General features: G+C 59.3%; 19 protein-coding genes and 1 tRNA gene. 3 read left to right on the top strand and 17 right to left on the bottom strand.

Going from position 1 to position 25,595, the window contains the following annotated elements; all coding sequences use genetic code 11:
- The first annotated feature begins 287 nt into the window (after positions 1-287).
- On the top strand, positions 288-986 hold the full coding sequence (locus BUC08_RS09070) for a Hint domain-containing protein (protein ID WP_081855349.1): 699 nt from the start codon (positions 288-290) through the stop codon (positions 984-986).
- A gap of 92 nt (positions 987-1,078) precedes the next feature.
- Here BUC08_RS09070 and tuf read toward each other — a convergent pair whose 3' ends face one another.
- The 4 genes from tuf to rpsL all read right to left on the bottom strand — a co-directional run bounded on the left by tuf (position 1,079) and on the right by rpsL (position 5,510).
- On the bottom strand, positions 1,079-2,254 hold the full coding sequence (gene tuf / locus BUC08_RS09065; protein ID WP_073194193.1) for an elongation factor Tu: 1,176 nt from the start codon (positions 2,252-2,254) through the stop codon (positions 1,079-1,081).
- A 92-nt stretch (positions 2,255-2,346) separates the two neighbouring features.
- Positions 2,347-4,464 (bottom strand): elongation factor G, encoded by a 2,118-nt coding sequence (gene fusA, locus BUC08_RS09060; RefSeq protein ID WP_037931606.1) that lies wholly within the window; start codon positions 4,462-4,464, stop codon positions 2,347-2,349.
- Positions 4,465-4,504: 40 nt separating this feature from the next.
- Positions 4,505-4,975, bottom strand: a complete 471-nt coding sequence (rpsG, locus tag BUC08_RS09055) for a 30S ribosomal protein S7 (protein WP_028957956.1) — start codon at positions 4,973-4,975, stop codon at positions 4,505-4,507.
- 163 nt (positions 4,976-5,138) lie between these two features.
- Positions 5,139-5,510 carry a 30S ribosomal protein S12 gene (gene rpsL / locus BUC08_RS09050; RefSeq protein WP_028957955.1) on the bottom strand — a complete coding sequence of 124 codons (372 nt, stop codon included), beginning with the start codon at positions 5,508-5,510 and terminating at the stop codon, positions 5,139-5,141.
- A 401-nt stretch (positions 5,511-5,911) separates the two neighbouring features.
- On the opposite strand from rpsL, the gene BUC08_RS09045 reads away from it, so the two are divergent.
- A complete protein-coding gene (locus BUC08_RS09045) occupies positions 5,912-6,721 on the top strand; it encodes a putative rhamnosyl transferase (protein ID WP_037931603.1) in 810 nt (269 codons plus the stop codon).
- On the opposite strand, the gene BUC08_RS09040 is transcribed toward BUC08_RS09045, so the two are convergent.
- Both BUC08_RS09040 and BUC08_RS09035 read right to left on the bottom strand, forming a co-directional pair.
- The gene (locus tag BUC08_RS09040) at positions 6,710-7,576 is read right to left on the bottom strand and encodes a DMT family transporter (protein WP_037931600.1); all 867 of its coding nucleotides are present in this window, start codon (positions 7,574-7,576) and stop codon (positions 6,710-6,712) included. The genes BUC08_RS09045 and BUC08_RS09040 overlap by 12 nt on opposite strands.
- Positions 7,576-8,388 carry a glycosyltransferase gene (locus BUC08_RS09035; protein ID WP_037931598.1) on the bottom strand — a complete coding sequence of 271 codons (813 nt, stop codon included), beginning with the start codon at positions 8,386-8,388 and terminating at the stop codon, positions 7,576-7,578. The genes BUC08_RS09040 and BUC08_RS09035 overlap by 1 nt, the downstream gene beginning before the upstream one ends.
- A gap of 241 nt (positions 8,389-8,629) precedes the next feature.
- Here BUC08_RS09035 and BUC08_RS09030 point away from each other — a divergent pair, with 241 nt between their 5' ends.
- Positions 8,630-11,755, top strand: a complete 3,126-nt coding sequence (locus tag BUC08_RS09030) for a peptidoglycan-binding domain-containing protein (RefSeq protein WP_051694705.1) — start codon at positions 8,630-8,632, stop codon at positions 11,753-11,755.
- Between the two features lie 95 nt (positions 11,756-11,850).
- Here the strand turns inward: BUC08_RS09030 and rpoC are convergent, their stop codons facing one another.
- From rpoC to BUC08_RS08975, 11 genes are all read right to left on the bottom strand, one after another.
- Complete coding sequence (rpoC, locus tag BUC08_RS09025; RefSeq protein WP_037931595.1) at positions 11,851-16,101, bottom strand: DNA-directed RNA polymerase subunit beta'; 4,251 nt, start codon at positions 16,099-16,101, stop codon at positions 11,851-11,853.
- Between the two features lie 70 nt (positions 16,102-16,171).
- Positions 16,172-20,308 (bottom strand): DNA-directed RNA polymerase subunit beta, encoded by a 4,137-nt coding sequence (rpoB, locus tag BUC08_RS09020; RefSeq protein WP_037931592.1) that lies wholly within the window; start codon positions 20,306-20,308, stop codon positions 16,172-16,174.
- A 247-nt stretch (positions 20,309-20,555) separates the two neighbouring features.
- Positions 20,556-20,930, bottom strand: a complete 375-nt coding sequence (rplL, locus tag BUC08_RS09015; RefSeq protein WP_028957949.1) for a 50S ribosomal protein L7/L12 — start codon at positions 20,928-20,930, stop codon at positions 20,556-20,558.
- A gap of 71 nt (positions 20,931-21,001) precedes the next feature.
- Complete coding sequence (rplJ, locus tag BUC08_RS09010; protein ID WP_037931589.1) at positions 21,002-21,517, bottom strand: 50S ribosomal protein L10; 516 nt, start codon at positions 21,515-21,517, stop codon at positions 21,002-21,004.
- A 266-nt stretch (positions 21,518-21,783) separates the two neighbouring features.
- Positions 21,784-22,482: a 50S ribosomal protein L1 gene (rplA, locus tag BUC08_RS09005; protein WP_028957947.1), complete on the bottom strand. Its 699-nt coding sequence runs from the start codon at positions 22,480-22,482 to the stop codon at positions 21,784-21,786.
- A gap of 1 nt (position 22,483) precedes the next feature.
- Positions 22,484-22,909, bottom strand: coding sequence for a 50S ribosomal protein L11 (gene rplK, locus BUC08_RS09000; protein ID WP_028957946.1), 426 nt, complete (start codon positions 22,907-22,909; stop codon positions 22,484-22,486).
- Positions 22,910-23,012: 103 nt separating this feature from the next.
- On the bottom strand, positions 23,013-23,546 hold the full coding sequence (gene nusG / locus BUC08_RS08995) for a transcription termination/antitermination protein NusG (RefSeq protein ID WP_037931586.1): 534 nt from the start codon (positions 23,544-23,546) through the stop codon (positions 23,013-23,015).
- A gap of 222 nt (positions 23,547-23,768) precedes the next feature.
- On the bottom strand, positions 23,769-23,966 hold the full coding sequence (secE, locus tag BUC08_RS08990) for a preprotein translocase subunit SecE (RefSeq protein ID WP_037931583.1): 198 nt from the start codon (positions 23,964-23,966) through the stop codon (positions 23,769-23,771).
- Between the two features lie 78 nt (positions 23,967-24,044).
- Positions 24,045-24,659 carry a hypothetical protein gene (locus BUC08_RS08985; protein WP_037931580.1) on the bottom strand — a complete coding sequence of 205 codons (615 nt, stop codon included), beginning with the start codon at positions 24,657-24,659 and terminating at the stop codon, positions 24,045-24,047.
- Between the two features lie 238 nt (positions 24,660-24,897).
- A tRNA-Trp gene (locus BUC08_RS08980) sits at positions 24,898-24,973 on the bottom strand.
- Positions 24,974-25,046: 73 nt separating this feature from the next.
- Complete coding sequence (locus BUC08_RS08975) at positions 25,047-25,538, bottom strand: anthrone oxygenase family protein (protein ID WP_037931578.1); 492 nt, start codon at positions 25,536-25,538, stop codon at positions 25,047-25,049.
- Positions 25,539-25,595 lie beyond the last annotated feature (57 nt).

The following is a 25,595-nucleotide window of genomic DNA, read 5'->3' as shown; positions in this document are numbered from 1 at the left end:
TGGCGCGGATTGATCCGAAACCGGAAACCGGATCGTTAAATCTCCGGCTCTTTTCCGCCGTTCACAGGGGATAGTTGGCGTCACGCCTCGCTCGCCTATCGCAATGCGTGTAGCTTTGTGCCAACGGACAACCTTCGGACGCCCTGCAGGGGGCCAATCCGTGCGACAGGTCTGTTCGGGCACGGCAAGGGGCCGTTCACACCGGTTCCAAGCTGCAATGACGTGAACACGCATCGCCCGGCGGCAGGATTGCCACGGGCCATCCTCGAACCAGTGGAGCCCTCGCAATGAGCCATCAAATTCCCCCGGACCAGCCCTTTTCCGGCACACGAGCAGACCGGTCTGGCACAGACCTCAAGATGACCGCCGTTCCCGACCTGGAGCGCCGCATGGTCAGCTTTACCACCGGCACGCAAATCTCCACCCGCAGGGGCCTGGTCGCCATCGAAAATCTTGAAGTCGACGACGAGGTGATCACCCGCGAACGCGGCTATCAGGCGATCCGCTGGATCGGCTCCAGCCGCCTGACCGCCGCCGAACTGGCGCAGAACCCCCATCTGCAACCGGTGCTGATCCGCAAGGGCGCGCTGGGAAAGAAACAGCCGCTGCGTGACAGCTTGCTGAACCCGAACCAGCGCATCCTGATCAACGATTCCGAGGATGACGAGAGCGACACCCCCAAGGAGCTGGTCAAGATCAGCGCGCTTCTGGATCACGACGGGGTTGAACGGGTCGTGGCATCGGACGTCACCTATATCCACCTGGTGTTTGACTTGCATCCGGTGGTGATGGGGGATGGTCTTTGGTCCGACAGCCTGCAACCCGGCAACACCAAAGCGAAACACTCCCGGTCGGATGGCGCCGTGGTGGACCTGTTCCCCGAGCTGAGCCGCGCCGCAACCGACAGCGCGGCTGTCTACGCCCAGGCCGCTGCCGAAAAGGAATACGCGGAGCGCCTGTCGAGCCAGACGCAAAAGCAGAACTGAAACGCTTCCGCCTGAAACGCAAAAAGGCCGCAGCGATTGCTGCGGCCTTTTCGTTTCAGATGTCATCCGGGCGCGGGGCCCGCATGAGGATCTTATTCGACGATTTTCGACACCACGCCGGCGCCGACGGTGCGGCCGCCTTCACGGATCGCAAAGCGCAGGCCCTGCTCCATGGCGATCGGTGCGATCAGCTCGACGTCAAACTTCAGGTTGTCGCCGGGCATAACCATTTCGGTGCCTTCGGGCAGGTTCACGGTGCCGGTCACGTCTGTGGTCCGGAAGTAGAACTGCGGACGGTAGTTCGCGAAGAACGGCGTGTGACGGCCACCTTCATCCTTGGTCAGGATATAGGCTTCGGCTTCGAACTTGGTGTGCGGGTTCACCGAACCGGGCTTGCACAGAACCTGACCACGCTCAACGCCTTCACGGTCGATGCCGCGCAGCAGGGCGCCGATGTTGTCACCAGCTTCACCACGATCCAGCAGTTTGCGGAACATTTCCACGCCTGTGCAGGTGGTTTTCTTGGTGTCGCGGATGCCGACGATTTCGATGTCGTCGCCCACGTTGATCACGCCACGCTCGATACGGCCGGTCACAACGGTACCACGGCCCGAGATCGAGAACACGTCTTCGACGGGCATCAGGAACGGCTGGTCCACGGCACGCTCGGGTGTCGGGATGTACTCGTCAACAGCGGCCATCAGCTTCTTGATCGACTCTTCGCCGATTTCCGGGTCGGTGCCGTTCATGGCGGCCAGGGCCGAACCGGGGATGATCGGAATGTCGTCGCCGGGGTACTCGTACGAGGACAGCAGCTCGCGGATTTCCATTTCCACCAGTTCCAGCAGTTCTTCGTCGTCCACCTGGTCCACTTTGTTCATGTAGACAACCATGTAGGGGATGCCCACCTGGCGGCCCAGCAGGATGTGCTCGCGGGTTTGCGGCATCGGGCCGTCGGCTGCGTTCACAACCAGGATCGCGCCGTCCATCTGTGCCGCACCGGTGATCATGTTTTTCACATAGTCAGCGTGGCCGGGGCAGTCGACGTGCGCGTAGTGGCGGGTTTCGGTTTCATATTCGACGTGGGCGGTCGAAATGGTGATGCCGCGGGCTTTTTCTTCGGGCGCGCCGTCGATCTGGTCGTACGCGCGGAAGTCACCAAAATACTTGGTGATCGCAGCCGTCAGCGTGGTTTTACCGTGGTCAACGTGGCCGATTGTGCCGATGTTCACGTGCGGTTTGTTACGTTCAAACTTTGCCTTACCCATGGGGGAGGTCTCCTATTTGTCTTGGTGGGGAGGCGGGGCGCAGGCCCCGCCCTACGAGTGGTCGGTAGGGCGGGGCATCCCCCGCCATCCCGTTAGGCGAATTTGGACTGGATCTCGTCCGAGATGTTCTGCGGAACAGCTTCGTAGTGATCGAACTGCATGGTGAAGTTCGCACGACCCGAAGACATCGACCGCAGGGTGTTGATGTAGCCGAACATGTTGGCCAACGGCACGAATGCGTCGATCGCAATCGCGTTGCCGCGGGTGTCCTGACCCTGAACCTGACCGCGACGCGATGTCAGGTCGCCGATGATGCCGCCGGTGTATTCTTCCGGTGTCACAACTTCGACTTTCATGATCGGTTCCAGCATCTTCGCACCGGCTTTGCGCATGCCTTCACGCATACACATCCGCGCCGCGATTTCGAACGCCAGAACGCTCGAGTCAACGTCGTGGAACTTACCGTCGATCAGCGCAACCTTGAAGTCGATCACGGGGAAGCCAGCCAGCGGGCCGCTGTCCATGACCGAACGGATGCCTTTTTCAACGCCCGGGATGTATTCCTTGGGCACCGAACCACCAACGATACGGCTCTCGAACGAGAAACCTTCGCCCGGCTCTGTCGGCGAGATGATCATTTTCACCTCGGCGAACTGACCCGAACCACCCGACTGTTTCTTGTGGGTGTAGGTATGCTCGGTCTCGCGGCTGATGGTCTCGCGGTAGGCCACTTGCGGGGCACCGATGTTCGCTTCGACCTTGAACTCACGACGCAGACGATCCACCAGAATGTCGAGGTGAAGTTCGCCCATGCCCTTCATGATGGTCTGACCGGATTCGATGTCGGTCTCGACGCGGAACGAGGGATCTTCGGCGGCCAGACGCTGCAGGCCCATCGACATTTTTTCCTGGTCGGCTTTGGTCTTGGGCTCGACGGCAATCTCGATCACGGGATCGGGGAATGTCATCGTTTCCAGAACGACCGGGTCGTTGACCGCGCACAGCGTGTCGCCGGTTGTGGTGTTCTTCAGACCGGCCAGCGCAATGATGTCGCCCGCGAACGCTTCGGTGATTTCTTCACGCTCGTTCGAGTGCATCATCATCATACGGCCAACACGTTCTTTGTTGCCCTTGGTCGAGTTCAACAGCGTGTCGCCCTTGTTCAGCACGCCCGAATAGATGCGTGTGAAGGTCAGGGTGCCGACGAAGGGGTCGTTCATGATTTTGAACGCCAGCGCCGAGAACGCCATTGCATCATCCGCGCGACGCGGGATGTTCCGTGTTTCTGTTTCGTCACCGGGTTTGAAGCCCATATAATCGACAACGTCCATCGGCGACGGCAGATAGTCGATCACGGCGTTCAGCAGAGGCTGGACGCCTTTGTTCTTGAACGCGGAACCACACAGGACGGGGATGAATTTGATCGCCAGAGTACCAGCACGGATCAGGCGGCGCAGAGTCGGCACGTCGGGCTCTTCGCCTTCCAGATATGCTTCCATCGCGTCGTCGTCCATTTCGACGGCCACTTCGATCATTTTCGCGCGCCATTCGTCAGCCAGATCTTTCAGGCTGTCACGGATCGGCTTCTTGACCCAGCTTGCGCCCAGATCTTCACCTTCCCAGACCCACTCTTCCATGGTGACCAAGTCAACCATGCCTTCCAGCTCGTTCTCGGAACCGATCGGAATCTGGATCGGGCAGGGTGTCGCGCCGGTGCGGTCCTGAATCATGTGAACGCAGTTGAAGAAATCCGCGCCGATCTTGTCCATCTTGTTGACGAACACGATGCGCGGAACCTTGTAGCGGTCAGCCTGACGCCACACGGTTTCGGTTTGCGGCTCGACACCGGCGTTGGCGTCGAGAACGGCAACCGCACCATCGAGAACCGCCAGCGAACGTTCGACTTCAATGGTGAAGTCCACGTGGCCGGGGGTGTCGATGATGTTCATGCGGTGCTTGGGCGTGTCGGGTGTCTCACCGTCTTCGGTGCGTTCCCAGAACGTGGTGGTCGCAGCCGAGGTGATGGTGATCCCACGCTCTTGCTCTTGTTCCATCCAGTCCATGGTTGCGGCGCCGTCGTGCACCTCACCGATGTTGTGCGACTTGCCTGTGTAGAACAGGATGCGTTCCGAACAGGTGGTTTTGCCGGCATCAATGTGCGCCATGATGCCGAAGTTGCGGTAGCGGTCGAGCGGATAATCGCGTGCCATTGGGCTGCTTCCTCAGAGATTGCGTCGGAGAACCGACGTATTACCAACGATAATGGCTGAACGCTTTGTTGGCGTCGGCCATCTTGTGTGTGTCTTCGCGCTTTTTCACCGCTGTACCGCGGGACTGAACGGCATCCATCAGCTCGCCTGCAAGGCGCTCTTCCATGGTGTTTTCGTTCCGTGCGCGGCTGGCTTTGATCAACCAGCGGATTGCCAGGGCTTCGCGGCGCTCGGGGCGCACTTCGACGGGAACCTGGTACGTGGCACCACCGACGCGGCGCGAACGCACTTCGACGGATGGTTTGATGTTGTCCAGCGCTTCGTGGAAGACTTCCACGGGGGCGCGTTTGATTTTGCCTTCAACGCGCTCAAGTGCGTTGTAGACGATGCGTTCGGCGGTCGATTTCTTACCGTCCAGCATCAGGTTGTTCATGAATTTTGTCAGAACCTTATCGCCATACTTGGCGTCGGGCAGGACTTCGCGTTTTTCAGCAGCGTGACGACGTGACATCCTCAGCTTCCCTCTACGGTGGCCGCACAGCTGTCACGATGACAGGACTGGCAGCAATTTGATTTGTTTCGCAAGATGCGAGAGCGAATTTTCAATCTGTCCCGCAGTCATGCCGCGGTAAGACCAGTGCGCTTTCACCCGTGGCGGGCAAAAGCGCGAACAATTACTTCGGACGTTTCGCGCCGTATTTCGAACGACGTTGTTTCCGGTCTTTGACGCCTTGGGTGTCCAGAACGCCACGCAGTACGTGGTAACGGACACCGGGAAGGTCTTTTACACGGCCGCCACGGATCAGAACCACAGAGTGCTCCTGAAGGTTGTGGCCTTCGCCCGGGATGTAGCTGATGACCTCGAAACCGTTGGTCAGGCGCACCTTCGCAACGCGGCGCATCGCCGAGTTCGGTTTCTTGGGTGTTGTTGTATAAACGCGTGTGCAAACGCCGCGCTTTTGCGGGCATTCTTGCAGGTGCGTCGATTTCGAACGTCGGATTTTAGGCTGGCGCGGCTTGCGGATCAGCTGTTGGATCGTTGGCATTCCGGTTTTTTCCCCGTCTTACACATGTGCTGCGGGAAGACCCCGCGGTTTCAATTCAATTGTCCGCGCGTCCACGGACCAACTCAGGTGCACCTCGAAAGATGCGTTATACGTTGCGCATAGTGCGCCAATGCAGAAATGACCGCGACGTTCCCGTACCGAGGCGAACGTTGCGGTGTGTTTCCAGAGGAACGGGTCCATAGGAGACCGGTTCGTGCGCACTTCATATCTGATTTCGGGACGAGAGCAGGCCGCTCCCTCACCGAGATGACGCGCGTATAGGGGGAGTCGCAGCGGGTGTCAACAGCACCGGTCCGGGCGCGCAGCCCATGGGAGGCATCTTGCACAGGCCCCCGCCCCTTGTCATGGTCGCCCGGCATATTTGGACAAAGGGCAGTGCAATGCAAGTGATCGGGCTGTGCCGGTTTTCGTATCCCGCGATCGGCGGTTTTCAGGTGGACCACCCCACGCTGGAAGAGCGCATTGCCTATCTCTATTCCCCTGCGCGGATGGAGGAACGCTTTGCCACCTTTGAAACCATCACCCTGCCCCCGCTGCGCGCGCAGACCGATCCCGACTTTACCTTTCTGGTGGTGATCGGCGACAGCCTGCCCGACCATTACCGCCAACGGCTCGACGCCTTGCTGGCCGATGTGCCGCAGGCGATCATTGCCGCCTATCCGCCCAAGCGGCACCGCAAGATCATGCAGGATGCGATCAACGAGGTGCGCGCCTTTGACGGGGAACACTGTCTGCAATTCCGCATGGACGACGACGACGCCGTAGGCGTGCGCTATGTCGAGCGGCTGCGCGAGGTGGCGCAGGACATCAAGGGGCTGGCGGCCAAGAACAAATATGTGGCCATCGACTTCAACCAGGGCTTTGTCGCGCGCGCCAGCGCCAAGGGGATCGAAGCGATGCCGACGAAACTGCCCTATACCACGGCCGGTCTGGGGTTGATGTTCAAACCCAAGATTGTTCAGAGCGTGATGAACTTTGCCCACGTCAAAGTGGCGCAGAACATGCCCACGGTCACCATCACCAACGAGGATATGGTGCTGCGCGGGCACAACGAATTCAACGACAGCCGTCAGAAGGGCAACGTCAAACCGGTGCCGTTGGAGTTGCTGGACGCCGAGGGCGAGGCGCATCTGCGCGACGTGTTCAACATCGACGCGGATCACGTGCGGCGGGTGTTCTCAACGCTTTAGCAACTGCCGCTCGCGGTACAGGGTGAACAGCCCCATGCCCACCACGATGGCCGCCCCCAGCAGGGTCAGCGGCGCGGGCCAGTCGCCGAACACCAGCCACCCCATCACCAGCGCCCAGATCAGACCCGTGTACCGGAACGGTGCGATGAACGCGATGTCGCCAGTGCGCATCACCTGCACACTGAAATAGTAGCCGCCAAAGATGAACACCGACGATCCCGCCAGCAAGGCCCACAGGCGCGGCGTGACCGGCTGCCATGTTTCGCCCAGACTGAAAGCGCCGAAAAACAGCAGCACTGCAAAAGCGGCGCTGAAGGTGACGGTCATGCCCGGCACATCCGGCGACAGCCGTCGCGTTGCCAGATCGCGCACGGTCACACACAGCACCGCAGCCAAACCGTACAGCGACCAGACGTTGAACCCTTCGGTTCCCGGTCGAACGATCAACAACATGCCAGCAAAGCCCACGCCAATCGCCACCGCCCGCCGCCACCCGACGGCCTCACGGAACACCAGCGCGCTGCCCAGTGTCACGGTCAGCGGCAGCGCCTGAAGGATCGACGTGATATTGGCCAGCGGCATATTCATCAGGGCCGTGATAAAGAAATAGGCCGCCACGACCTCGCTGGTCGAACGGATGCCCACCAGCACCCAATCACGCCACCGCAAATTAAACCGCAGCGCGCCCAGATAGCGGGCCAGCGCAAAGATCAGCAGAGTCGAAAAGATGCCACGCAGGGTCAGCAACTGCCCCAGTGGCAACGCCCCGTCGGTCAGTTTTATCGCAGTGTCGTTCAGCGTGAAACACGCCATCGACGCCATCATCAGCAACGCGCCCAGCACATTGGGGGACATCAGAGACCTTCCAGCATTTCGGGCGTCAGCCCAAAGCCCTTGCGCAGCACGCGCAGGATGCCGCGCGGGCGCAAGCTGCCCTCGCGCCCTGACGGCTCGGCCCCTGAATCGTTGTCCTGATGCACCGAGCGGATGAACATCGGTTCGGCCACCTCGGTGTAGCAGTCATAGTATTGCGTGAACTGGCGATGATTGCGCCGGAACACGGTCGCGTGGTCGCCCTTGCGCGCGACCAGGGTCAGGCCGATGCCCAACGGGGTCCGCTCGAACCGTTCCGTCAGCATTGGGTCAGCGCTGGTGTTCAGGTAAAAGCCACGATTGAAGCCGATGACAAACGGCGCATCGACAGGCCGCGCGGACAGCAACGCCCGCGACAGCTTGCGGATACGGGAGATGGTGCTGCGGTGCATCCCATCGTCGTCATCTTGCCGGAAGGTTGCGATGTGCGTCGCCTGCGGGTCGTCGGGCAGCGCGAAATAGGCCTGTTTCACCGCCTGCACATGGGTCATTGGCGGCAGCGACACGATCTGCGCCGGCGCGAACCCGTCGACCAGTTTTTCCAGCCGGGTGCGGTAGGCGTCGGGAAAGCTGTCACCGATCAGGATCGCGACGGAAAAATCGGTATCGTCCTGCAAGGTCAGCGTGTGAAAGGCCAGCTTTTCAAACCATGCGAACCGGCGTTCCAGCCGCGCGGGATCATAGAGCATCCGGCGCGTTTTCTCGACACCCTGCTTGGACTTGGCAAAGCCGTTTTCAGACAGGTAGGAAAACCGGATCAGCCCCTTGATCTGTACTTTTTTCTGATCCGCCATGCCCTGCCCTGCCCTGTTCGGCCTCACGCTAAGCGATGATCTTGTAACGAAAAAGCCCTCTTGCACATTTTCAGCGCTCCGCAGGGCAAACCGTGACCGGTCGGCCGCGAGAACCAAAGGTTGCGAGCAAACCGGTGCCACAGCATGCGCCGTTGCGTTTCCAGGGCTCTGGGACTTGAAACCTTGACGGCAACTGGCAGCTTTTGCTTATTTTTCCAAAGGATATTTCGAAAGGCATTCCATGCGTACAAAAAAATTTTACATCGGCTTTATGATTCTTGGTTTGGCATCGGCGATACCCGCACAGGCACAGTCACCCGAAGACCTCCTCAGGGGGCTGGTTTTGCGCGGTGTCAACGAGGCGATCCGCAACTCGAACGAGACCGAACCGCCAAGACCATCAACGCAACAGGCTGCCCCCGCACCGGGAAAGACTGTGCCGCGCGAGGTTGTGCAGCCCAGCCTCCTGATCCGCGACATACAGGCTGCTCTGGCTGCGCGTGGGTTCGATCCCGGACCGTCTGACGGCTTGATGGGGCGACGCACACGCGCAGCAATCATCGCATTTGAAAACACAACCGGCGCGCCGCAAAGCGGACAACCGACACAGGCTCTGCTGGACCAGATCCTGAAGACAAAGGCGGAAAGCCCGACCACTTTACACGCCAATGCGGGCGATTTCACGCCACAAACCCGTCTGTGGTTGTCCTATTACGATTTCGCCATATCCGAAGAAGAGAAACGCAACGACGCCCTGCGCTATGTTACCAAGGTTTTCAACCAGGCAAACGGCAAGCCGAATGTTGGAGCATTCAAGGACGATACCGGACAGTTCACGCGCAGCGAATTGCAGGGACGTGACCTGAGCTTTGTCCAGAACGAAGCCGATCTGGATGCCTTGATCGCTTATATCACGGGTTTCAAGGCCACCGAACCCGTCGCAGTGACCATCGTGGAGGACTGGCAGCCGACGCGCTATGATTTCGACAATGGTACGTTGATTTTAGCAGCCGGAACTAACTCCGTTGTCGGCGGTGCCACAAATCGTTTGTTTCGCTCGGACGTGCCTGACGCCATGGTCCCGCAATCCGACGACAGCTATTTCCAACTTCTGGCTTATGCGAATATAGGGCGGACCATTTTTCCCTTTGCGGTTCAATTTGATCGGACCCTCCCGAACCTAAGCAGAAACGGCCTGCCACTGGACGCGCAAGAGGCGGAAAGCCTTTTGGTCAATCAGGGCAGGCTGACCGCGCGCCTGGACATGGTGGTCGACCCGACCTCGTTTCACATGGCGGACAATGGGGTGACGGCGAATGCCAACGTGACGCGACTCTGGCTGGAGACAGCCGACGGGCAGCTTCTGTTGGACCTGGCCGGGGCCGAAATGCCCAAGGTAGAGCCGGAGCAACCGCCGGTGCAGGAAACCGCCACCCCAGCCGTGATCGAAACGCCCCCACCACCCGCCGACCCCGTGGCCGAGGTATCGCAGGCGCAAACCGTGCCCACCGTTCCCTTCACGCCCCGAAAGAGCGAGGGTGAAAGCGTATACCTGATCTATACCCCCGAAACGCGAAACAGAACGCAGCCGATTACTGTCCAGATGACTTGCTTGGACCAGCCAGAGGAAAACTATCTCGGGGCGGTCGAACAGGTGTTTGGCACGGACGGCAAACCACGTCTGTATGCGCAGGTCTTTCCCGAAGATGAAACCGATGCCTATATCAAACAGATTTCGACCCCGGAACATATGGCCTTTGTCGGTGTCGGGGATTGCGCCTATCGGATCCTGAAATCGGCACGCGCCCGGTATGGTTCGCAGGTTCAGCTGGTCACGCTGGTCGAGGGCACCCGCGGCAACAATGTTCTGACGCTGCTACAGCCGTCGGACAAGCAGGATCTTGCCCCTTATCAGCGGCTTTTGCTGACCAATGCAAACGATGCCATGGATGACGCCAGGCTGAAATCCATCGTCGCAAGCTATCTGACCCGTTACAAGCGACGCCCGGAAGAGGAAACTTCCGGCCTGTTCGACGCTGACAATCTGGTGGAGAAAGACCCGAATTTCCTTGCCGCAAGAGAGTTGAAAAACGTCCGTGCGCAGATTGAGCGGGCGGCGCTGACCGCTCCGGTGCGCTTTGGCTATACGATCACCGCGAAAATCACCGACTATGATTTTGACAAACAAGAGATTGTCCTGCGTGGTGACACTCTTTTCAAACTGCGCCGCGATGGGAGTTTTGAGATCAGGGCCGATAATTTTGTTCCGTTGGAAAACAACCTGATCCGTCATATTCTGGCCAAGGGGGGCGATTGGGTGACGCCCGGCCTGTTCTCTGATCGCGTCCTGTCGATGCCGCGCATCCCCGCCGATCCCGCACTTGCCGAGCAGCTGATGTCGGGACGCCAAAACATTGCGCTCTATCTGGAATTCGAGGCAGGCACCCCGACCCCGACGGGTAAAAACGGAAACATTGGCGTACCGCTGAGCTTGCTGCGCGTGGTGCCAACGTCGTCAAACGGACACAGGTTCGACCCGATCCCGGCGGAAGCCTTTGCGCTGGTCGAGGTGGCCGACGTGGAAACTGCGATACCACCCGAAAAAGAGAAGGCCGCCTCTCCAGCCCCATCCTCTGCACCAGCGACCACAGATACCCCGGTGTCCAAAGGTGACACCTTGATGCGCACCAAGGTGGAATATGACCTGCTGGGCATCCGCCTGACCGACAGCACGGCCGAGGCCCTTGGGAAGCTGGCTGAACATGGCAAGATCGTCTATCAGGCGGCGTGGCAAGGCCGCGATCCGGACCTCGTCGGTGCGACTTTGACACTTGTCGTGCTTGTGCTGGAAAACGGGACCACCGAATATTGGAACCTGACCCATATCGGCGGTGATTTTGACCATTTCGCCGCCATCAGCCGTTCATTCGCGGTGCCCGGTACAGTCCCCTTTGCAACATTGGTCTCATCCTTCCATGACAAATATGGAAAAGACGACACCGGCGCCGACATGATGGAGCCGGTGATGTTCTGGGGAACGGGCGATGCGCCTGAATGTCGAAAGACGCTGTTCATCAAATCGCATCCTGCACGCGGTACGCTGGTTTCCAGCCAGGGCAAGATCAACGACATTCCCGAGTTCAGGAATGCAGGCACCCTACCGCCAGAGGCCATCGTGTCGATGTCGGCCAGCTTCAGCATCCCCAAGGACAGCTCTGCGTGCGGGGATATCGTCATTGCCGACATTGCACCGGCGGCCGGTGCCGGTGTGACAGAGCACGGGATCGGTATTTTTCTCGCGGCGACGGACAAGTTGGTCGAGCCCCCGCAACCCGCAGCAGCACCAGAGCCAGGTTTCAAGCTCTGAAACCGCCTGCTCCGCCGGTGGACCAAGGTGTCGGCCCCTGAAACGCAAAAAGCCCCCGGCGAACCGGGGGCTTTTGCAGTTTCATGTCAGTGCGATCAATCGCGGCTGTCTTCGTCCGAAATGATGGTGTTGAACACGTCGCCACCCACCACATCGTCCTGCGCCTGCGGCTCGGGTGCGGCGAGGGCTGCTGCCTTCTCCGCCTCTTCGCGGCGCGCCTCGATCACGACATTGTCGCGGTCCGAAGCAATCTTGCGCATCTGTTGCGTTGCACCGCCGGTGCCCGCAGGGATCAGACGGCCCACGATGACGTTCTCTTTCAGGCCAACCAGCTTGTCGCGTTTGCCCTGAACCGATGCTTCGGTCAGAACGCGTGTGGTTTCCTGGAACGACGCCGCCGAGATGAAGCTGCGGGTTTGCAAGCTTGCCTTGGTGATGCCCAACAGGATCGGTTCGCCCGTTGCGGGACGGCCCTTTTTCGAAATCGCCTTGGCGTTGGCGTGATCGAATTCCTGCTTGTCGACATGTTCGCCCTTGAGCAGCGTGGTGTCGCCGCTGTCCTGGATTTCCCACTTTTGCAGCATCTGGCGCACGATGACTTCAATGTGCTTGTCGTTGATCCGCACACCTTGCAGGCGGTAAACGTCCTGCACCTCGTGGATCATGTAGTCTGCCAAAGCTTCGACACCCAGAATGGCAAGGATGTCGTGGGGGGCCGGGTTGCCATCCATGATGTAGTCGCCCTTCTGAACAAAGTCACCTTCCGCGACGGGAATGTGCTTGCCCTTGGGCACCATGTACTCAACCTTGTGATCCGGATCTTCCGAGCTTTCGATCGCGATGCGGCGCTTGTTCTTGTAGTCCTTGCCAAAGCGCACATAGCCGTCGATTTCCGCGATGATGGCGTGGTCTTTGGGGCGACGTGCCTCAAAGAGTTCGGCCACACGCGGCAGACCACCGGTGATGTCCTTGGTTTTGGACCCTTCACGCGGGATACGCGCAACGATCTCACCGGCCTTGATCTCCTGGCCGTCTTCGATCGACAGAACCGCATCCACGGACATCGGATAGGTCACCGGGTTGCCCGCTTCGTTGCGGACCGGTTCGCCATCTTCACCCACAAGGATCACTTCCGGCTTCAGCTCGTTGCCCTTGGGGGCCGCGCGCCAGTCGATCACGATCTTCTGGGTCATGCCTGTCGCATCATCGGTCTCGTCCTTGACGGCGATACCGCTGACCAGGTCGACAAACTTGGCCGTACCCGATTTCTCGGCGATGATCGGCAGGGTGTAGGGGTCCCATTCGAACAGCTTGGCCGACCGCGCAATGGTGTCGCCGTCCTTGACGAACAGTTTCGAGCCGTAACCCACCTTGTGGCTGGCACGTTCTTCACCGTTTTCGTCGAGGATCGCCAACTTCATGTTGCGTCCCATGACCATGGTTTCACCGGCTTCGTTCTCGATGGTGACACCGTTTTCGATCCGTACCGTACCGCCGTGGCTGCTTTCCAGGAAGGATTGCTGACCACCCTGGGCCACGCCACCGATGTGGAATGTCCGCATCGTCAGCTGTGTGCCGGGCTCACCGATGGATTGGGCGGCGATGATGCCGACCGCTTCGCCGGTGTTGACGCGCGTACCGCGCGCAAGGTCACGACCGTAGCAAGTGGCGCAAACGCCCTCTTCGGCTTCGCAGGTCAGCGGCGAACGGATGCGCATGGATGCAACGCCGTGCTCTTCAACGGCGTCGGACATGCGTTCGTCGATCAACGTGCCATGTGCGATCAGAACTTCGTCGGTGCCGGGTTTCAGCACGTCCTCGGCCGCGACACGGCCCAGAACACGCTCTGCCAGCGACGACACGACTTCACCGTCGTTCACAGCCGCAACAGCCGTGATCGAGTTTTCGGTGCCACAGTCGATCATGCGCACGATACAGTCTTGGGCCACGTCCACCAGACGACGGGTCAGGTAACCCGAGTTCGCTGTTTTCAACGCGGTGTCCGACAGACCCTTACGGGCGCCGTGGGTCGAGTTGAAGTATTCAAGAACGGTCAGACCTTCCTTGAAGTTCGAGATGATCGGCGTTTCGATGATGTCGCCGTTCGGCTTCGCCATCAGGCCGCGCATCCCGCCCAACTGTTTCATCTGTGTGACCGAGCCACGCGCACCGGAGTGGGCCATCATGTAGACCGAGTTCGGCTCCATTTCGGCGCCGGTTTCGTCGGTTTGCACCGCCGAAATCGCACCCATCATGGCATCAGTGACTTTGTCGTTACACTTCGACCAGGCGTCGACAACTTTGTTGTACTTTTCACCCTGAGTGATCAGGCCGTCCATGTACTGCTGTTCAAAGTCCTTCACCAGTTCGCGTGTCTCATCAACGATGGTCCACTTGGTTTCAGGGATCAGCATGTCGTCTTTGCCAAACGAAATCCCGGCCTTGAACGCCTCGCGGAAGCCCATGGTCATGATCTGGTCGCAGAAGATGACGCTCTCTTTCTGGCCGCAATACCGGTAAACGGTATCAATGATCTGCTGCACTTCTTTTTTGCGCAGCAGGCGGTTGACCAGATCGAAGGGTGCCTTGGCGTTCAGCGGCAGAAGCGCACCCAGACGGACACGGCCCGGCGTGGTTTCATAACGCTTCATGATTTCCTGACCGTCGTCGTCGATCTGCGGAATGCGCGCGGTGATCTTGGAGTGCAGGTGGATGGTACCCGCGTCCAGAGCGTGCTGCACTTCGTCGATCGAGCCGAAGACCATGCCTTCGCCCTTCATGCCGGTGCGCTCCAGGGTCGTGTAGTACAGACCCAAGATCATATCCTGCGAAGGAACGATGATCGGTGCGCCGTTGGCAGGCGACAGAACGTTGTTGGTCGACATCATCAGGACGCGCGCTTCCAGCTGGGCTTCCAGCGAGAGAGGCACGTGAACCGCCATCTGGTCACCGTCAAAGTCGGCGTTGAAAGCCGAACAGACCAGCGGGTGAAGCTGGATCGCCTTGCCTTCGATCAGGATCGGTTCGAACGCCTGAATGCCCAAACGGTGCAGCGTGGGCGCACGGTTCAGCATCACGGGGTGTTCGCGGATAACCTCGTCCAGGATGTCCCAAACCTCGGGACGTTCCTTTTCGACCAGTTTCTTGGCCTGCTTCACGGTGCTGGACAGGCCCTTGGCCTCCAGCCGCGAGTAGATGAACGGCTTGAACAATTCCAACGCCATCTTCTTGGGCAGACCACACTGGTGCAGCTTCAGCTCGGGGCCGGTCACGATGACCGAACGACCGGAGAAGTCGACGCGTTTGCCCAAAAGGTTCTGACGGAAGCGACCTTGCTTGCCTTTCAGCATGTCGGACAGCGACTTCAGCGGGCGCTTGTTGGCACCGGTGATGACGCGGCCACGACGGCCGTTGTCGAACAATGCGTCAACGGATTCCTGCAACATACGCTTTTCGTTGCGCACGATGATGTCGGGCGCACGCAGTTCGATCAGACGCTTCAAACGGTTGTTCCGGTTGATCACGCGGCGATACAGGTCGTTCAGATCCGACGTGGCAAAGCGGCCACCGTCCAGCGGCACCAGCGGGCGCAGTTCCGGCGGGATCACGGGGATCACGGTCAGAACCATCCACTCGGGGCGGTTGCCGGATTCCAGGAAGCTTTCCACGACTTTCAGACGCTTGATGATCTTCTTGGGCTTCAGCTCGCCTGTGGCCTCTTTCAGCTCCGCACGCAGGTTGTCTGCTTCGGCTTCGAGGTCGATCATCGACAGCATTTCACGGATCGCTTCGGCGCCGATGTTGGCGGTGAAAGCGTCCATGCCGTACGCGTCCTGCGCGTCCATGAACTCTTCTTCGGTCAGCATCTGACCGTATGTCAGGTCCGTCAGGCCGGGTTCGATAACGACGTAGTTTTCGAAATACAGCACGCGTTCCAGATCACGCAGGGTCATGTCCAGCATCAGACCGATGCGCGAGGGCAGCGATTTCAGGAACCAGATGTGCGCAACCGGCGAGGCCAGCTCGATGTGGCCCATCCGCTCGCGGCGGACCTTTTGCAGCGTGACTTCAACGCCGCATTTCTCGCAGACGACGCCGCGATACTTCATGCGTTTGTATTTGCCGCACAGGCATTCGTAATCCTTGATCGGGCCAAAGATACGCGCGCAGAACAGGCCGTCACGCTCAGGCTTGAACGTGCGGTAGTTGATGGTTTCGGGCTTTTTGATCTCACCAAAGGACCACGACAGGATGCGTTCCGGCGAGGCCAGCGAGACCTTGATTTCGTCAAACGTCTTGACCGGTGCGACCGGGTTGAACGGGTTGTTTGTAAGTTCCTGGTTCATTTTCAAATCCTTGAAAGGGAGGCATTGGAAGAGGGAAACGGGAGGGCGGGGTTATCCCCGCCCGCCGCCGTTATTCGTCTTCCTCAGCGTCCAGGAGTTCCATGTTCAGGCCGAGGCCACGGACTTCTTTGACCAGAACGTTGAAGCTCTCCGGCACGCCGGCTTCAAAGTTGTCCTCGCCCTTGACGATGCTCTCATAGACTTTCGTCCGTCCGGCAACGTCGTCCGACTTCACGGTCAGCATTTCCTGCAGGGTGTAGGCGGCGCCGTAGGCTTCCAGAGCCCAGACTTCCATCTCACCAAAGCGCTGGCCACCGAATTGCGCCTTACCACCCAGCGGCTGCTGGGTCACCAGGCTGTACGGCCCGGTCGAACGCGCGTGGATCTTGTCGTCCACAAGGTGGTGCAGTTTCAGCAGGTACTTCACGCCCACGGTCACGGGACGGGCAAACTGCTCGCCTGTGCGACCGTCGAACAGCACCGACTGGCCGGAGGTGTCAAAGCCTGCGCGGCTGAGCGCGTTGTTCACGTCCGCCTCTTTCGCACCGTCAAAGACGGGCGTGGCGATCGGAACACCGCGGGTCACGTTGCCCGCCGCTTCCAGCAGCACATGCTCTTCCATGTCCTTGATGCCCTCGTCGTAGACATCATCGCCGTAAGCCAACTGCATCGCTTCGCGCACCGGGGTCAGGTCACCCGACCGGCGGTATTCCTGCAATGCTTCGTCCACGTTGACGCCCAGACCACGCGATGCCCAGCCCATGTGGGTTTCGAGGATCTGACCGACGTTCATGCGCGACGGCACGCCCAGCGGGTTCAGACAGAAGTCGACAGGTGTACCGTCCGCAAGGAACGGCATGTCCTCCATGGGAACCACTTTGGAGATAACCCCTTTGTTCCCGTGGCGGCCCGCCATTTTGTCGCCCGGCTGCAGCTTGCGTTTGACCGCGACAAAGACTTTGACCATCTTCATCACGCCCGGCGGCAGGTCGTCGCCACGGCGGACTTTTTCGACCTTGTCCTCGAAACGGGCGTCCAGAGTGCGCTTTTGCACTTCGTACTGCTCGTTCAGGGCCTCGATCACCTGTGCCGACTGCTCGTCTTTCACGGCAATCTGCCACCATGCAGAACGCGGGTATGCGTCCAGCATGTCGGCATCGACGGTGCTGCCGGCTTTCACGCCTTTCGGACCCTTGGCCACTTCCTTGCCCAACAGCATGTCACCCAGACGGGCATAGATGTTGCGGTCAAGGATCGCGAGTTCGTCGTCGCGGTCACGGGCCAGGCTTTCGACTTCTTCACGCTCGATTTGCAGGGCGCGTTCGTCTTTTTCCACGCCGTGACGGTTGAACACGCGCACTTCGACGACTGTGCCGAAGTCACCCGGTTTCACCCGCAGCGATGTATCGCGGACGTCCGATGCCTTTTCACCAAAGATGGCGCGCAGCAGTTTTTCTTCCGGCGTCATCGGGCTTTCGCCTTTGGGTGTGATCTTGCCCACCAGAATATCGCCCGGTTCAACATCCGCGCCGATGTACACGATGCCCGCCTCGTCGAGGTTGCGCAGCGCTTCTTCACCGACGTTGGGAATGTCGCGGGTGATTTCCTCTGGCCCAAGCTTGGTGTCACGGGCGGCGACTTCGAATTCCTCGATGTGGATCGAGGTAAAGACGTCATCGCGCGACACGCGCTCGGAAATCAGGATCGAGTCTTCGTAGTTGTAGCCGTTCCAGGGCATGAACGCGACGACCACGTTTTTACCCAAGGCCAGTTCGCCCATATCGGTGGACGGACCATCGGCAATCACTTCGCCCTTCTGAACGGTGTCACCCACTTTGACCAGCGGACGCTGGTTGATACAGGTGTTCTGGTTCGAACGCTGGAATTTGCGCATGCGGTAGATGTCCACACCCGCGTCGCCCAGTTCCAGATCGGACGTGGCACGCACAACGATACGGGTCGCATCGACCTGGTCGATGATACCGGCACGTTTCGCCATGATCGCAGCGCCGGAATCGCGCGCCACGACTTCTTCGATGCCGGTGCCGACCAGCGGCGCCTCGGCCCGCAGAAGCGGCACGGCCTGACGTTGCATGTTCGAGCCCATCAAGGCGCGGTTGGCGTCGTCGTTTTCAAGGAACGGGATCAGCGATGCGGCGACCGAAACCAACTGTTTCGGCGACACGTCGATCAGATCAACGTTTTCGTTCGGGGACAGCGTGTAATCGCCCGATTTCCGTGTCGACACCAGATCGTTCACAAAGCGCATGTTCTCGTCGAGGTTGGCGTTCGCCTGCGCCACGGTGTGACGCATTTCCTCGGTCGCGGACATGTAGTGCACTTCATCCGTCACCACCGAGTCCTTGACGACACGGTAGGGTGTTTCGATGAAACCGTATTTGTTCACGCGGGCAAAGGTCGCCAGCGAGTTGATCAGACCAATGTTCGGACCTTCGGGCGTTTCAATCGGGCACATCCGGCCATAGTGGGTCGGGTGAACGTCACGCACCTCAAAGCCTGCACGCTCGCGGGTCAGACCGCCCGGCCCAAGCGCCGACAGGCGGCGTTTGTGTGTCACTTCGGACAGCGGGTTGGTTTGGTCCATGAACTGCGACAGCTGCGAAGAGCCAAAGAATTCGCGTACGGCAGCAGCCGCCGGTTTGGCGTTGATCAGATCCTGCGGCATCACGGTGTCGATTTCGACCGAGGACATACGTTCCTTGATCGCACGTTCCATGCGCAGCAGGCCGACGCGGTACTGGTTTTCCATCAGCTCGCCAACGGAACGCACACGACGGTTGCCCAAGTGGTCAATGTCGTCGATGTCGCCACGGCCATCGCGCAGATCGACCAGCGCCTTGACGCAGGCCACGATATCTTCGCGGCGCAGCGTACGCTGGGTGTCGTCTGCATCCAGGTCCAGACGCATGTTCATTTTCACACGACCCACAGCGGACAGGTCGTAACGCTCGCTGTCAAAGAACAGCGTGTCGAACAGGTTCGACGCTGCTTCGACGGTGGGCGGCTCGCCCGGGCGCATCACGCGATAGATGTCCATGAGCGCGGTGTCGCGGTTCATGTTCTTGTCCATCGCCATGGTGTTGCGCATGTACGGACCGACGTTGATGTTGTCGATGTCCAGCACGGGGATCTCGGTGATGCCTGCGTCAATCAGCTCTTTGGCTGTGCCGCCGATCAGGTCGCCGTCTTTGTCATACTCAAGCGTCAGCTCGTCACCGGCTTCGATGTAGATCGCACCGGTTTCCTCGTTGATCATGTCCTTGGCTGCAAATTTGCCAATGATGTGATCGAAGGGAACCAGCAGATTTTCCACGTCGCCTGCGTCGATCATCTGCTTGACCGCGCGGGGGGTGATTTTCTTGCCCGCTTCGGCAATCACTTCGCCCGAAGCTGCGTTTACCAGATCATATGTGGGACGGGTGCCGCGCACACGGTCGGGGAAGAACGGCGTGACCCAGCCCTTGTTCTTCTCCAGCTTGAACGTGACGGTCTTGTAGTAGGCGTCCATGATCGCTTCTTGGTCCAGACCCAGCGCATACAGCAGGGTCGTGACAGGAAGCTTACGACGACGGTCGATACGTGCGAACACGATGTCCTTGGCGTCGAATTCAAAGTCCAGCCAGCTGCCGCGATAGGGAATGATGCGGCAGGCGAACAGCAGTTTGCCCGAAGAGTGGGTTTTGCCCTTGTCGTGGTCAAAGAACACGCCCGGCGAACGGTGCATCTGGGAAACGATCACACGTTCGGTGCCGTTCACGACAAAAGTGCCGTTCGGCGTCATCAGGGGCATGTCGCCCATGAACACGTCTTGTTCCTTGATGTCCTTGACCGATTTCGCGCCTGTGTCTTCATCGACATCAAACACGATCAGGCGCAGCGTCACTTTCAACGGCGCGCTGTAGGTCATGTCACGTTGCTGGCATTCCTCAACGTCGTATTTCGGCTTTTCCAGCTCGTATTTGACGTATTCCAGCACGGATGTTTCGTTGAAATCCTTGATCGGGAAAACCGATTGGAACACGCCTTGGATACCATCACCATCGGTGGGGGTTTCAGCGTCGCCGGAGTTCAGGAAAAGATCGTACGAGGATTTTTGAACCTCAATCAGGTTCGGCATTTCCAGCACTTCGCGGATTTTGCCGTAATATTTACGAAGACGTTTCTGGCCAAGGAAGGATTGCGCCATGTGAACTGTCACCTTTCAGATTCTCTGCGAGCGCGCGCACCGTCGGGCCACGGTACACCGCCCAGTCGAGATGGTTGGGTTTCGGTCAATTCATGGCCCTCGTCCCACCGAGTGCCTCCCGACCTTTGAAACCACATCCTGGAAAACGCTTCATTCAGAAGCCCTTGCCAAGACAGGTTCGGCTGGACCCGGAAAAACTCCGGGTCCAGCCTTGAATGCGACATGAGGCAAGCCCCATGCGTTTGGCTTACGCCAGTTCGACCTCAGCGCCAGCTGCTTCCAGCTTGGTTTTGATTTCTTCGGCTTCGTCTTTCGACACGCCTTCTTTGATCTTGCCACCGGCTTCGACCAGGTCTTTGGCTTCTTTCAGGCCCAGGCCTGTGATGCCGCGGACTTCTTTGATGACGTTGATTTTCGATGCGCCTGCGTTTTTCAGAACGACGTCGAATTCAGTCTTCTCTTCCTCGGCTGCGCCACCGGCGTCAGCAGGACCAGCCATCATCACAGCGCCGCCAGCGGCGGGCTCGATGCCGTACTCGTCTTTGAGGATTGTTTTCAGTTCTTGTGCTTCCAGCAGGGTCAGACCAACGATGTCTTCTGCCAGTTTTTTCAGATCAGCCATGTTCAGCTCTTTCCGTTACGATATGTGTGTTCCAACGTGATGGGTCAACCACACGCCAGTATGACGTTGCTTTATGCAGCCGCCTTGTCCTCGATTGTGGACAAGATGGATGCGATGTTGCTTGCAGGCGCGCCAATGGCCCCGGCGATGTTGCTTGCAGGTGCGCCGATGCAGCCCACGATCGAAGCAATAAGCTCCTCGCGCGAAGGCATTTTCGACACAGCTGTAACACCAGCCCGGTCCAGAGCGTTCTCACCCATGGCACCGCCAAGGATCACGAATTTGTCGTGGTCTTTGGCGAAGTCCTCAGACACCTTGGCCGCAGCCACGGGATCTTCGGAGAAGGTCAGAACGGTCATACCCGTCAGGAGGTCACCGATGCTTTCGCACGGCTTTCCACCAAGGGCGATTTTGGCGAGCCTGTTTTTGGCAACACGCACTGCGCTTCCGTGCTCAGCGGCACGGGCACGCAGTTCTTGCATGTTCGCAACTGTCAGACCGGCGTAGTGGGCAACCACAACGACGCCAGAGCTTTCGAAGATTTGGCCGAGTTCCTCGACCACTTTCTCTTTCTGGGCTCTATCCACAGTTTCACTCCAAGTATGGGGGTTTCCCCCCGGCTCAATTCAGCAACCCCGAGGGGCCACCACTTAGGTCCGCTTCAGGGACCGAGGCCAAAATCACCGCGATGCGGATCCTTTAAATCTCGTTTCCCATCTCAGGAAGGAATTATGAATGCGGCTGCATCCACCCTCCGTCTCGGACAGAACGGGGGAACCTTGCAAAAGGCGTCCCCGCCAACCCGCTTGCGCGGGATCTTGTGCGGGGCAAGGTTTCCCCTGCCCCGAATTCCTTACTCGGTGACCGCGTTGTCCACGTCAACCGACACGCCCGGGCCCATTGTCGAGCTGAGCGAGACCTTTTTCATGTATGTGCCTTTGGCACCGGCGGGACGCGCCTTGGCCACGGCACCGACAAAGGCGCGGATGTTTTCGGCCAGCTTGTCCGTGTCGAACGAAACCTTGCCAACACCGGCGTGCACGACGCCCGCTTTCTCGGCCTTGAACTGGACTTCACCGCCTTTGGCAGCTTTGACCGCGTCCGCCACATCCATGGTGACCGTACCCACTTTGGGGTTCGGCATCAGGTTGCGGGGGCCCAGAACCTTGCCCAGACGGCCGACGATCGGCATCATGTCGGGCGTTGCAATGCAGCGATCAAACTCGATCTTGCCGCCTTGCACGATTTCCATCAGGTCCTCGGCGCCAACGATGTCGGCTCCGGCTGCTTTGGCTTCGTCGGCTTTGGGGCCACGGGCAAAGACAGCGACGCGCACGTCTTTGCCTGTACCGTTCGGCAGACCAACCACGCCGCGCACCATCTGGTCCGCGTGACGGGGGTCAACACCCAGGTTCATCGAAATCTCGACGGTTTCGTCGAACTTGGCTTTTGCGTTGCTCTTGATCAGCGCGACAGCATCTTCAACCGTCAGGTTGTCCTTGCCGGCGAAAGCTTCACGGGCGGCGACGGTGCGTTTTCCGAATTTTGCCATCTTACTTCACCTCGATGCCCATAGAGCGGGCAGAGCCCAGGATGATCTGCATCGCCGCTTCGATCGAATTGGCGTTCAGGTCTTTCATCTTCGCTTCGGCGATTTCGCGGATCTGCTTGGTTGTCACAGTACCGACGGTTTCACGGCTGGGCGTTTTCGCACCAGACTTCACCTTGGCCGCTTTTTTCAGGAAATACGACGCCGGGGGCGTCTTGATGTCCATGGTGAAGGACTTGTCCTGGTAATATGTGATCACGGTCGGGCACGGCGCACCGGGCTCCATGTCAGCTGTCTTGGCGTTGAACGCCTTGCAGAATTCCATGATGTTGATGCCGCGCTGACCCAGCGCCGGACCGACCGGCGGGGAGGGGTTTGCTTGACCGGCGGGCACTTGCAACTTCATAGTGCCGACGAGTTTCTTGGCCATGGGCCTTCTCCTGTTTCAACCCCCGCAGGACGCGTCCCTTGGGGCTTTGCGTTGTGTGGTCCGGTCCGGATGCCGCGGCACCCTCGCCTCCCACAATTCACACTCACATCTGCTTGGTGACCTGAGTGAATTCCAGCTCCACGGGCGTTTCGCGCCCGAAGATCGACACCGTCACCTTGAGGCGCTGCGCATCTTCATCAACTTCTTCGACCATGCCGTCGAAATCTTCGAACGGTCCGTCGTTCACCTTGACGCGCTCGCCCACTTCAAAGTGGATCAGAGTGCGCGGGCTTTCTTCGCCTTCCTGAACGCGGTTCAGGATCTGGTTCACCTCGGCGTCGCGCATCGGCATCGGGCGACCTTGCGGGCCCAGGAAACCGGTGACGCGGTTGATCGAGCTGATCAGGTGATATCCGCGGTCGGACATCTCCATGTGGACCAGCACGTAACCGGGCATAAAGCGACGCTCGGTCGTGACCTTCTTGCCGCGGCGCACCTCGATGACCTCTTCGGTCGGCACCAGAACTTCGTCGATCTCACCCTCGAGCTGCTGCTCGGCGGCGGTTGTACGAATTTGTTCGGCAATTTTCTTTTCGAAGTTCGAAAGAACGCTGACCGAATACCATCGTTTCGCCATAAGCTCGTCTGCCTCTCTTGGTGCGACACGCGGACGTGCCAAATTCTTAATAATTTTCAGACACTTGGCCCGAACGACTTGAACAAAAAATCGGCGCGCAACACGAATCGCCGCACGCCCTCTGTCAGGTCAGGGTTGCCATCTACTCCGACAACCGCAGAGTTTCAAGGCCTTGATCGGGTTTGTTAGGCTTTTGGCAAGGACCGGCGCAGGGGGCGCGGGTCAGCCGAAGTAGGTCAGGATCTGCTGCAGACCGCCACGGATCAGAATGTCGACCAGCGCGAAAAACACGGCAACCAGCGCGGCCATGATGAACACCATCACAGTGGTCAGCATCACCTCGCGCCGCGTGGGCCATACGACCTTGCTGATTTCGGTACGCACTTGCTGAATGAATTGCAGCGGATTGGTGGTGGCCATGACAGGCTCCTATCGGATTGGTCCGGCCCATGTAACGGGCCGCGGTCGTGAATTCAAGGCCTGTTGCGGGGTCTCGCCTCAGGCCGCCGCCTCGTGATCCGCCGCCTGTGTCTGCATTCGTTGCAGGCGGGTGGCCAGGACAGCGTCATGCCGATCATCCGCCTCCAGCAGCGATTGCAGGTCAGGCAGATACAGACCATCGACCCAGCCATCGGGGAAGCGGTCCAGCAGTTTGTCCCAGCGACATGCAAAACGGTCCATGCGCTCCACCAGCCGTGCGCCGCGCTCCGGGGCACGCGCGATATACCATTTCAGCAGATCCACAGCGCCGGACCAGACCCGGTCCGCACCAAAGGCCACGAAGACACCCAGGATCAAGAAAGCGCCCAGCACCAGCATCAGCACGATCCACGCAGGCCGCAGCAGAACGATCAACGCGAACGTGGCCCACAGGATCTGACGGCGGCTGGGACGGAACTTGCGCGCGCGTAAGATGGATTGATGTGCCATCTGTCTTGCGAAATCAGGTTGAAGGGGTTGCGCCCCTGCATCAGTAAGCGCCTGTGCCACCGCAGCGCGCGGGCGCGCCGCAGGGCGGTCCAAAGGTGTATCCGCCGTATCGGCTTCGGCCACCATGTTGCGAATGAGCGAAAGAGTGTCCGGACCAAGTCCCGCTTTGACGGAATCGGACATTGGGAAACCTCTTGGCACTCGTTAACGAACATCCGCTGGATAATCGCAAAATATGTGCGTGACGTGTCCGAATTGCGGCAAAAGCATGGCAATGTTTACGTAAGGTGAACGTGGCCTGTCCAACCTTGCAGAGCGTGCAGTATCAGCGCTTTGCCCTACGGCGCCGTCGTCGGGACACGCAGCGGTGCCGGGTATTCAGGTCGACGTCATGTCACCGCAATACTGTTCAGGAAGATGATGGCAGGGGCAGAAGGGTTCGAACCCTCGACCTACGGTTTTGGAGACCGTCGCTCTACCAGCTGAGCTATACCCCTACGCGATCGCTGCGTGATTACGCGGCACGCGGACGCATTGCAAGTGTGTTTTGACCATAAATGCCAAGGATCGTCAGCGACGGGTCTCCGCTTGCATCACCGCCAGTCCCACCAACAGCAAGGCCGCGCCGCTTGTCAGCGTGCGCAGCGTGTTCCACAGCTGCCAGGGGCCGGAATATGCATCCCAAATCGCGTCCGCCTGTTCCAAAGGCAATTTGACCTGAGCCAACGCCTCGTTCATCGGGACGTTGACCGACATCGTGGCCAGCACGGACGCCACGGCAAACCCCAAAGCCGCCACCAGAATCACCCCTGCCCTGCGATGGCCCGTGGCAAAGGCCAGAATCACCGTCAGCAACAGCACCACCGGCGTGCCGAAAAAGCTGATCGCAAAGACGCCGTTGCGCACGGAGGCGTTCATCGCCTGCATCGCCGCGATGGCGACCTCGGGCGGGGCGGCGTCCAGCCCCCACATGGTCGAACAGACCCAAGCGTAGAAAAATCCAAAGATCGCGCCCGCCTCCAGCAGGCTGAGGATCAGGAATGAGCGAAAGACAATTGGCATCGGAAAACTCCCTTGGGATCAATGCCGGGTTGAACGCAGTACCCGCGCCATTCCGTC

It is taken from the genome of Pseudosulfitobacter pseudonitzschiae (genome assembly GCF_900129395.1).
Lineage (GTDB): Bacteria > Pseudomonadota > Alphaproteobacteria > Rhodobacterales > Rhodobacteraceae > Pseudosulfitobacter > Pseudosulfitobacter pseudonitzschiae.
This window is presented reverse-complemented; position numbering and strand designations above follow the sequence as displayed.

Bases quoted from the DNA above. Each gene is read 5' to 3' on its own strand.
- rplK (WP_028957946.1), bottom strand. From the start codon at position 22,909: ATGGCCAAGAAACTCGTCGGCACTATGAAGTTGCAAGTGCCCGCCGGT.
- BUC08_RS09070 (WP_081855349.1), top strand. From the start codon at position 288: ATGAGCCATCAAATTCCCCCGGACCAGCCCTTTTCCGGCACACGAGCA.
- nusG (WP_037931586.1), bottom strand. From the start codon at position 23,546: ATGGCGAAACGATGGTATTCGGTCAGCGTTCTTTCGAACTTCGAAAAG.
- BUC08_RS09045 (WP_037931603.1), top strand. From the start codon at position 5,912: ATGCAAGTGATCGGGCTGTGCCGGTTTTCGTATCCCGCGATCGGCGGT.
- fusA (WP_037931606.1), bottom strand. From the start codon at position 4,464: ATGGCACGCGATTATCCGCTCGACCGCTACCGCAACTTCGGCATCATG.
- rplA (WP_028957947.1), bottom strand. From the start codon at position 22,482: ATGGCAAAATTCGGAAAACGCACCGTCGCCGCCCGTGAAGCTTTCGCC.
- rpsG (WP_028957956.1), bottom strand. From the start codon at position 4,975: ATGTCACGTCGTCACGCTGCTGAAAAACGCGAAGTCCTGCCCGACGCC.
- tuf (WP_073194193.1), bottom strand. From the start codon at position 2,254: ATGGGTAAGGCAAAGTTTGAACGTAACAAACCGCACGTGAACATCGGC.
- BUC08_RS09035 (WP_037931598.1), bottom strand. From the start codon at position 8,388: ATGGCGGATCAGAAAAAAGTACAGATCAAGGGGCTGATCCGGTTTTCC.
- rpoC (WP_037931595.1), bottom strand. From the start codon at position 16,101: ATGAACCAGGAACTTACAAACAACCCGTTCAACCCGGTCGCACCGGTC.
- rpsL (WP_028957955.1), bottom strand. From the start codon at position 5,510: ATGCCAACGATCCAACAGCTGATCCGCAAGCCGCGCCAGCCTAAAATC.
- BUC08_RS08975 (WP_037931578.1), bottom strand. From the start codon at position 25,538: ATGCCAATTGTCTTTCGCTCATTCCTGATCCTCAGCCTGCTGGAGGCG.
- rpoB (WP_037931592.1), bottom strand. From the start codon at position 20,308: ATGGCGCAATCCTTCCTTGGCCAGAAACGTCTTCGTAAATATTACGGC.
- BUC08_RS08985 (WP_037931580.1), bottom strand. From the start codon at position 24,659: ATGTCCGATTCCGTCAAAGCGGGACTTGGTCCGGACACTCTTTCGCTC.
- BUC08_RS09030 (WP_051694705.1), top strand. From the start codon at position 8,630: ATGCGTACAAAAAAATTTTACATCGGCTTTATGATTCTTGGTTTGGCA.
- BUC08_RS09040 (WP_037931600.1), bottom strand. From the start codon at position 7,576: ATGTCCCCCAATGTGCTGGGCGCGTTGCTGATGATGGCGTCGATGGCG.
- secE (WP_037931583.1), bottom strand. From the start codon at position 23,966: ATGGCCACCACCAATCCGCTGCAATTCATTCAGCAAGTGCGTACCGAA.
- rplL (WP_028957949.1), bottom strand. From the start codon at position 20,930: ATGGCTGATCTGAAAAAACTGGCAGAAGACATCGTTGGTCTGACCCTG.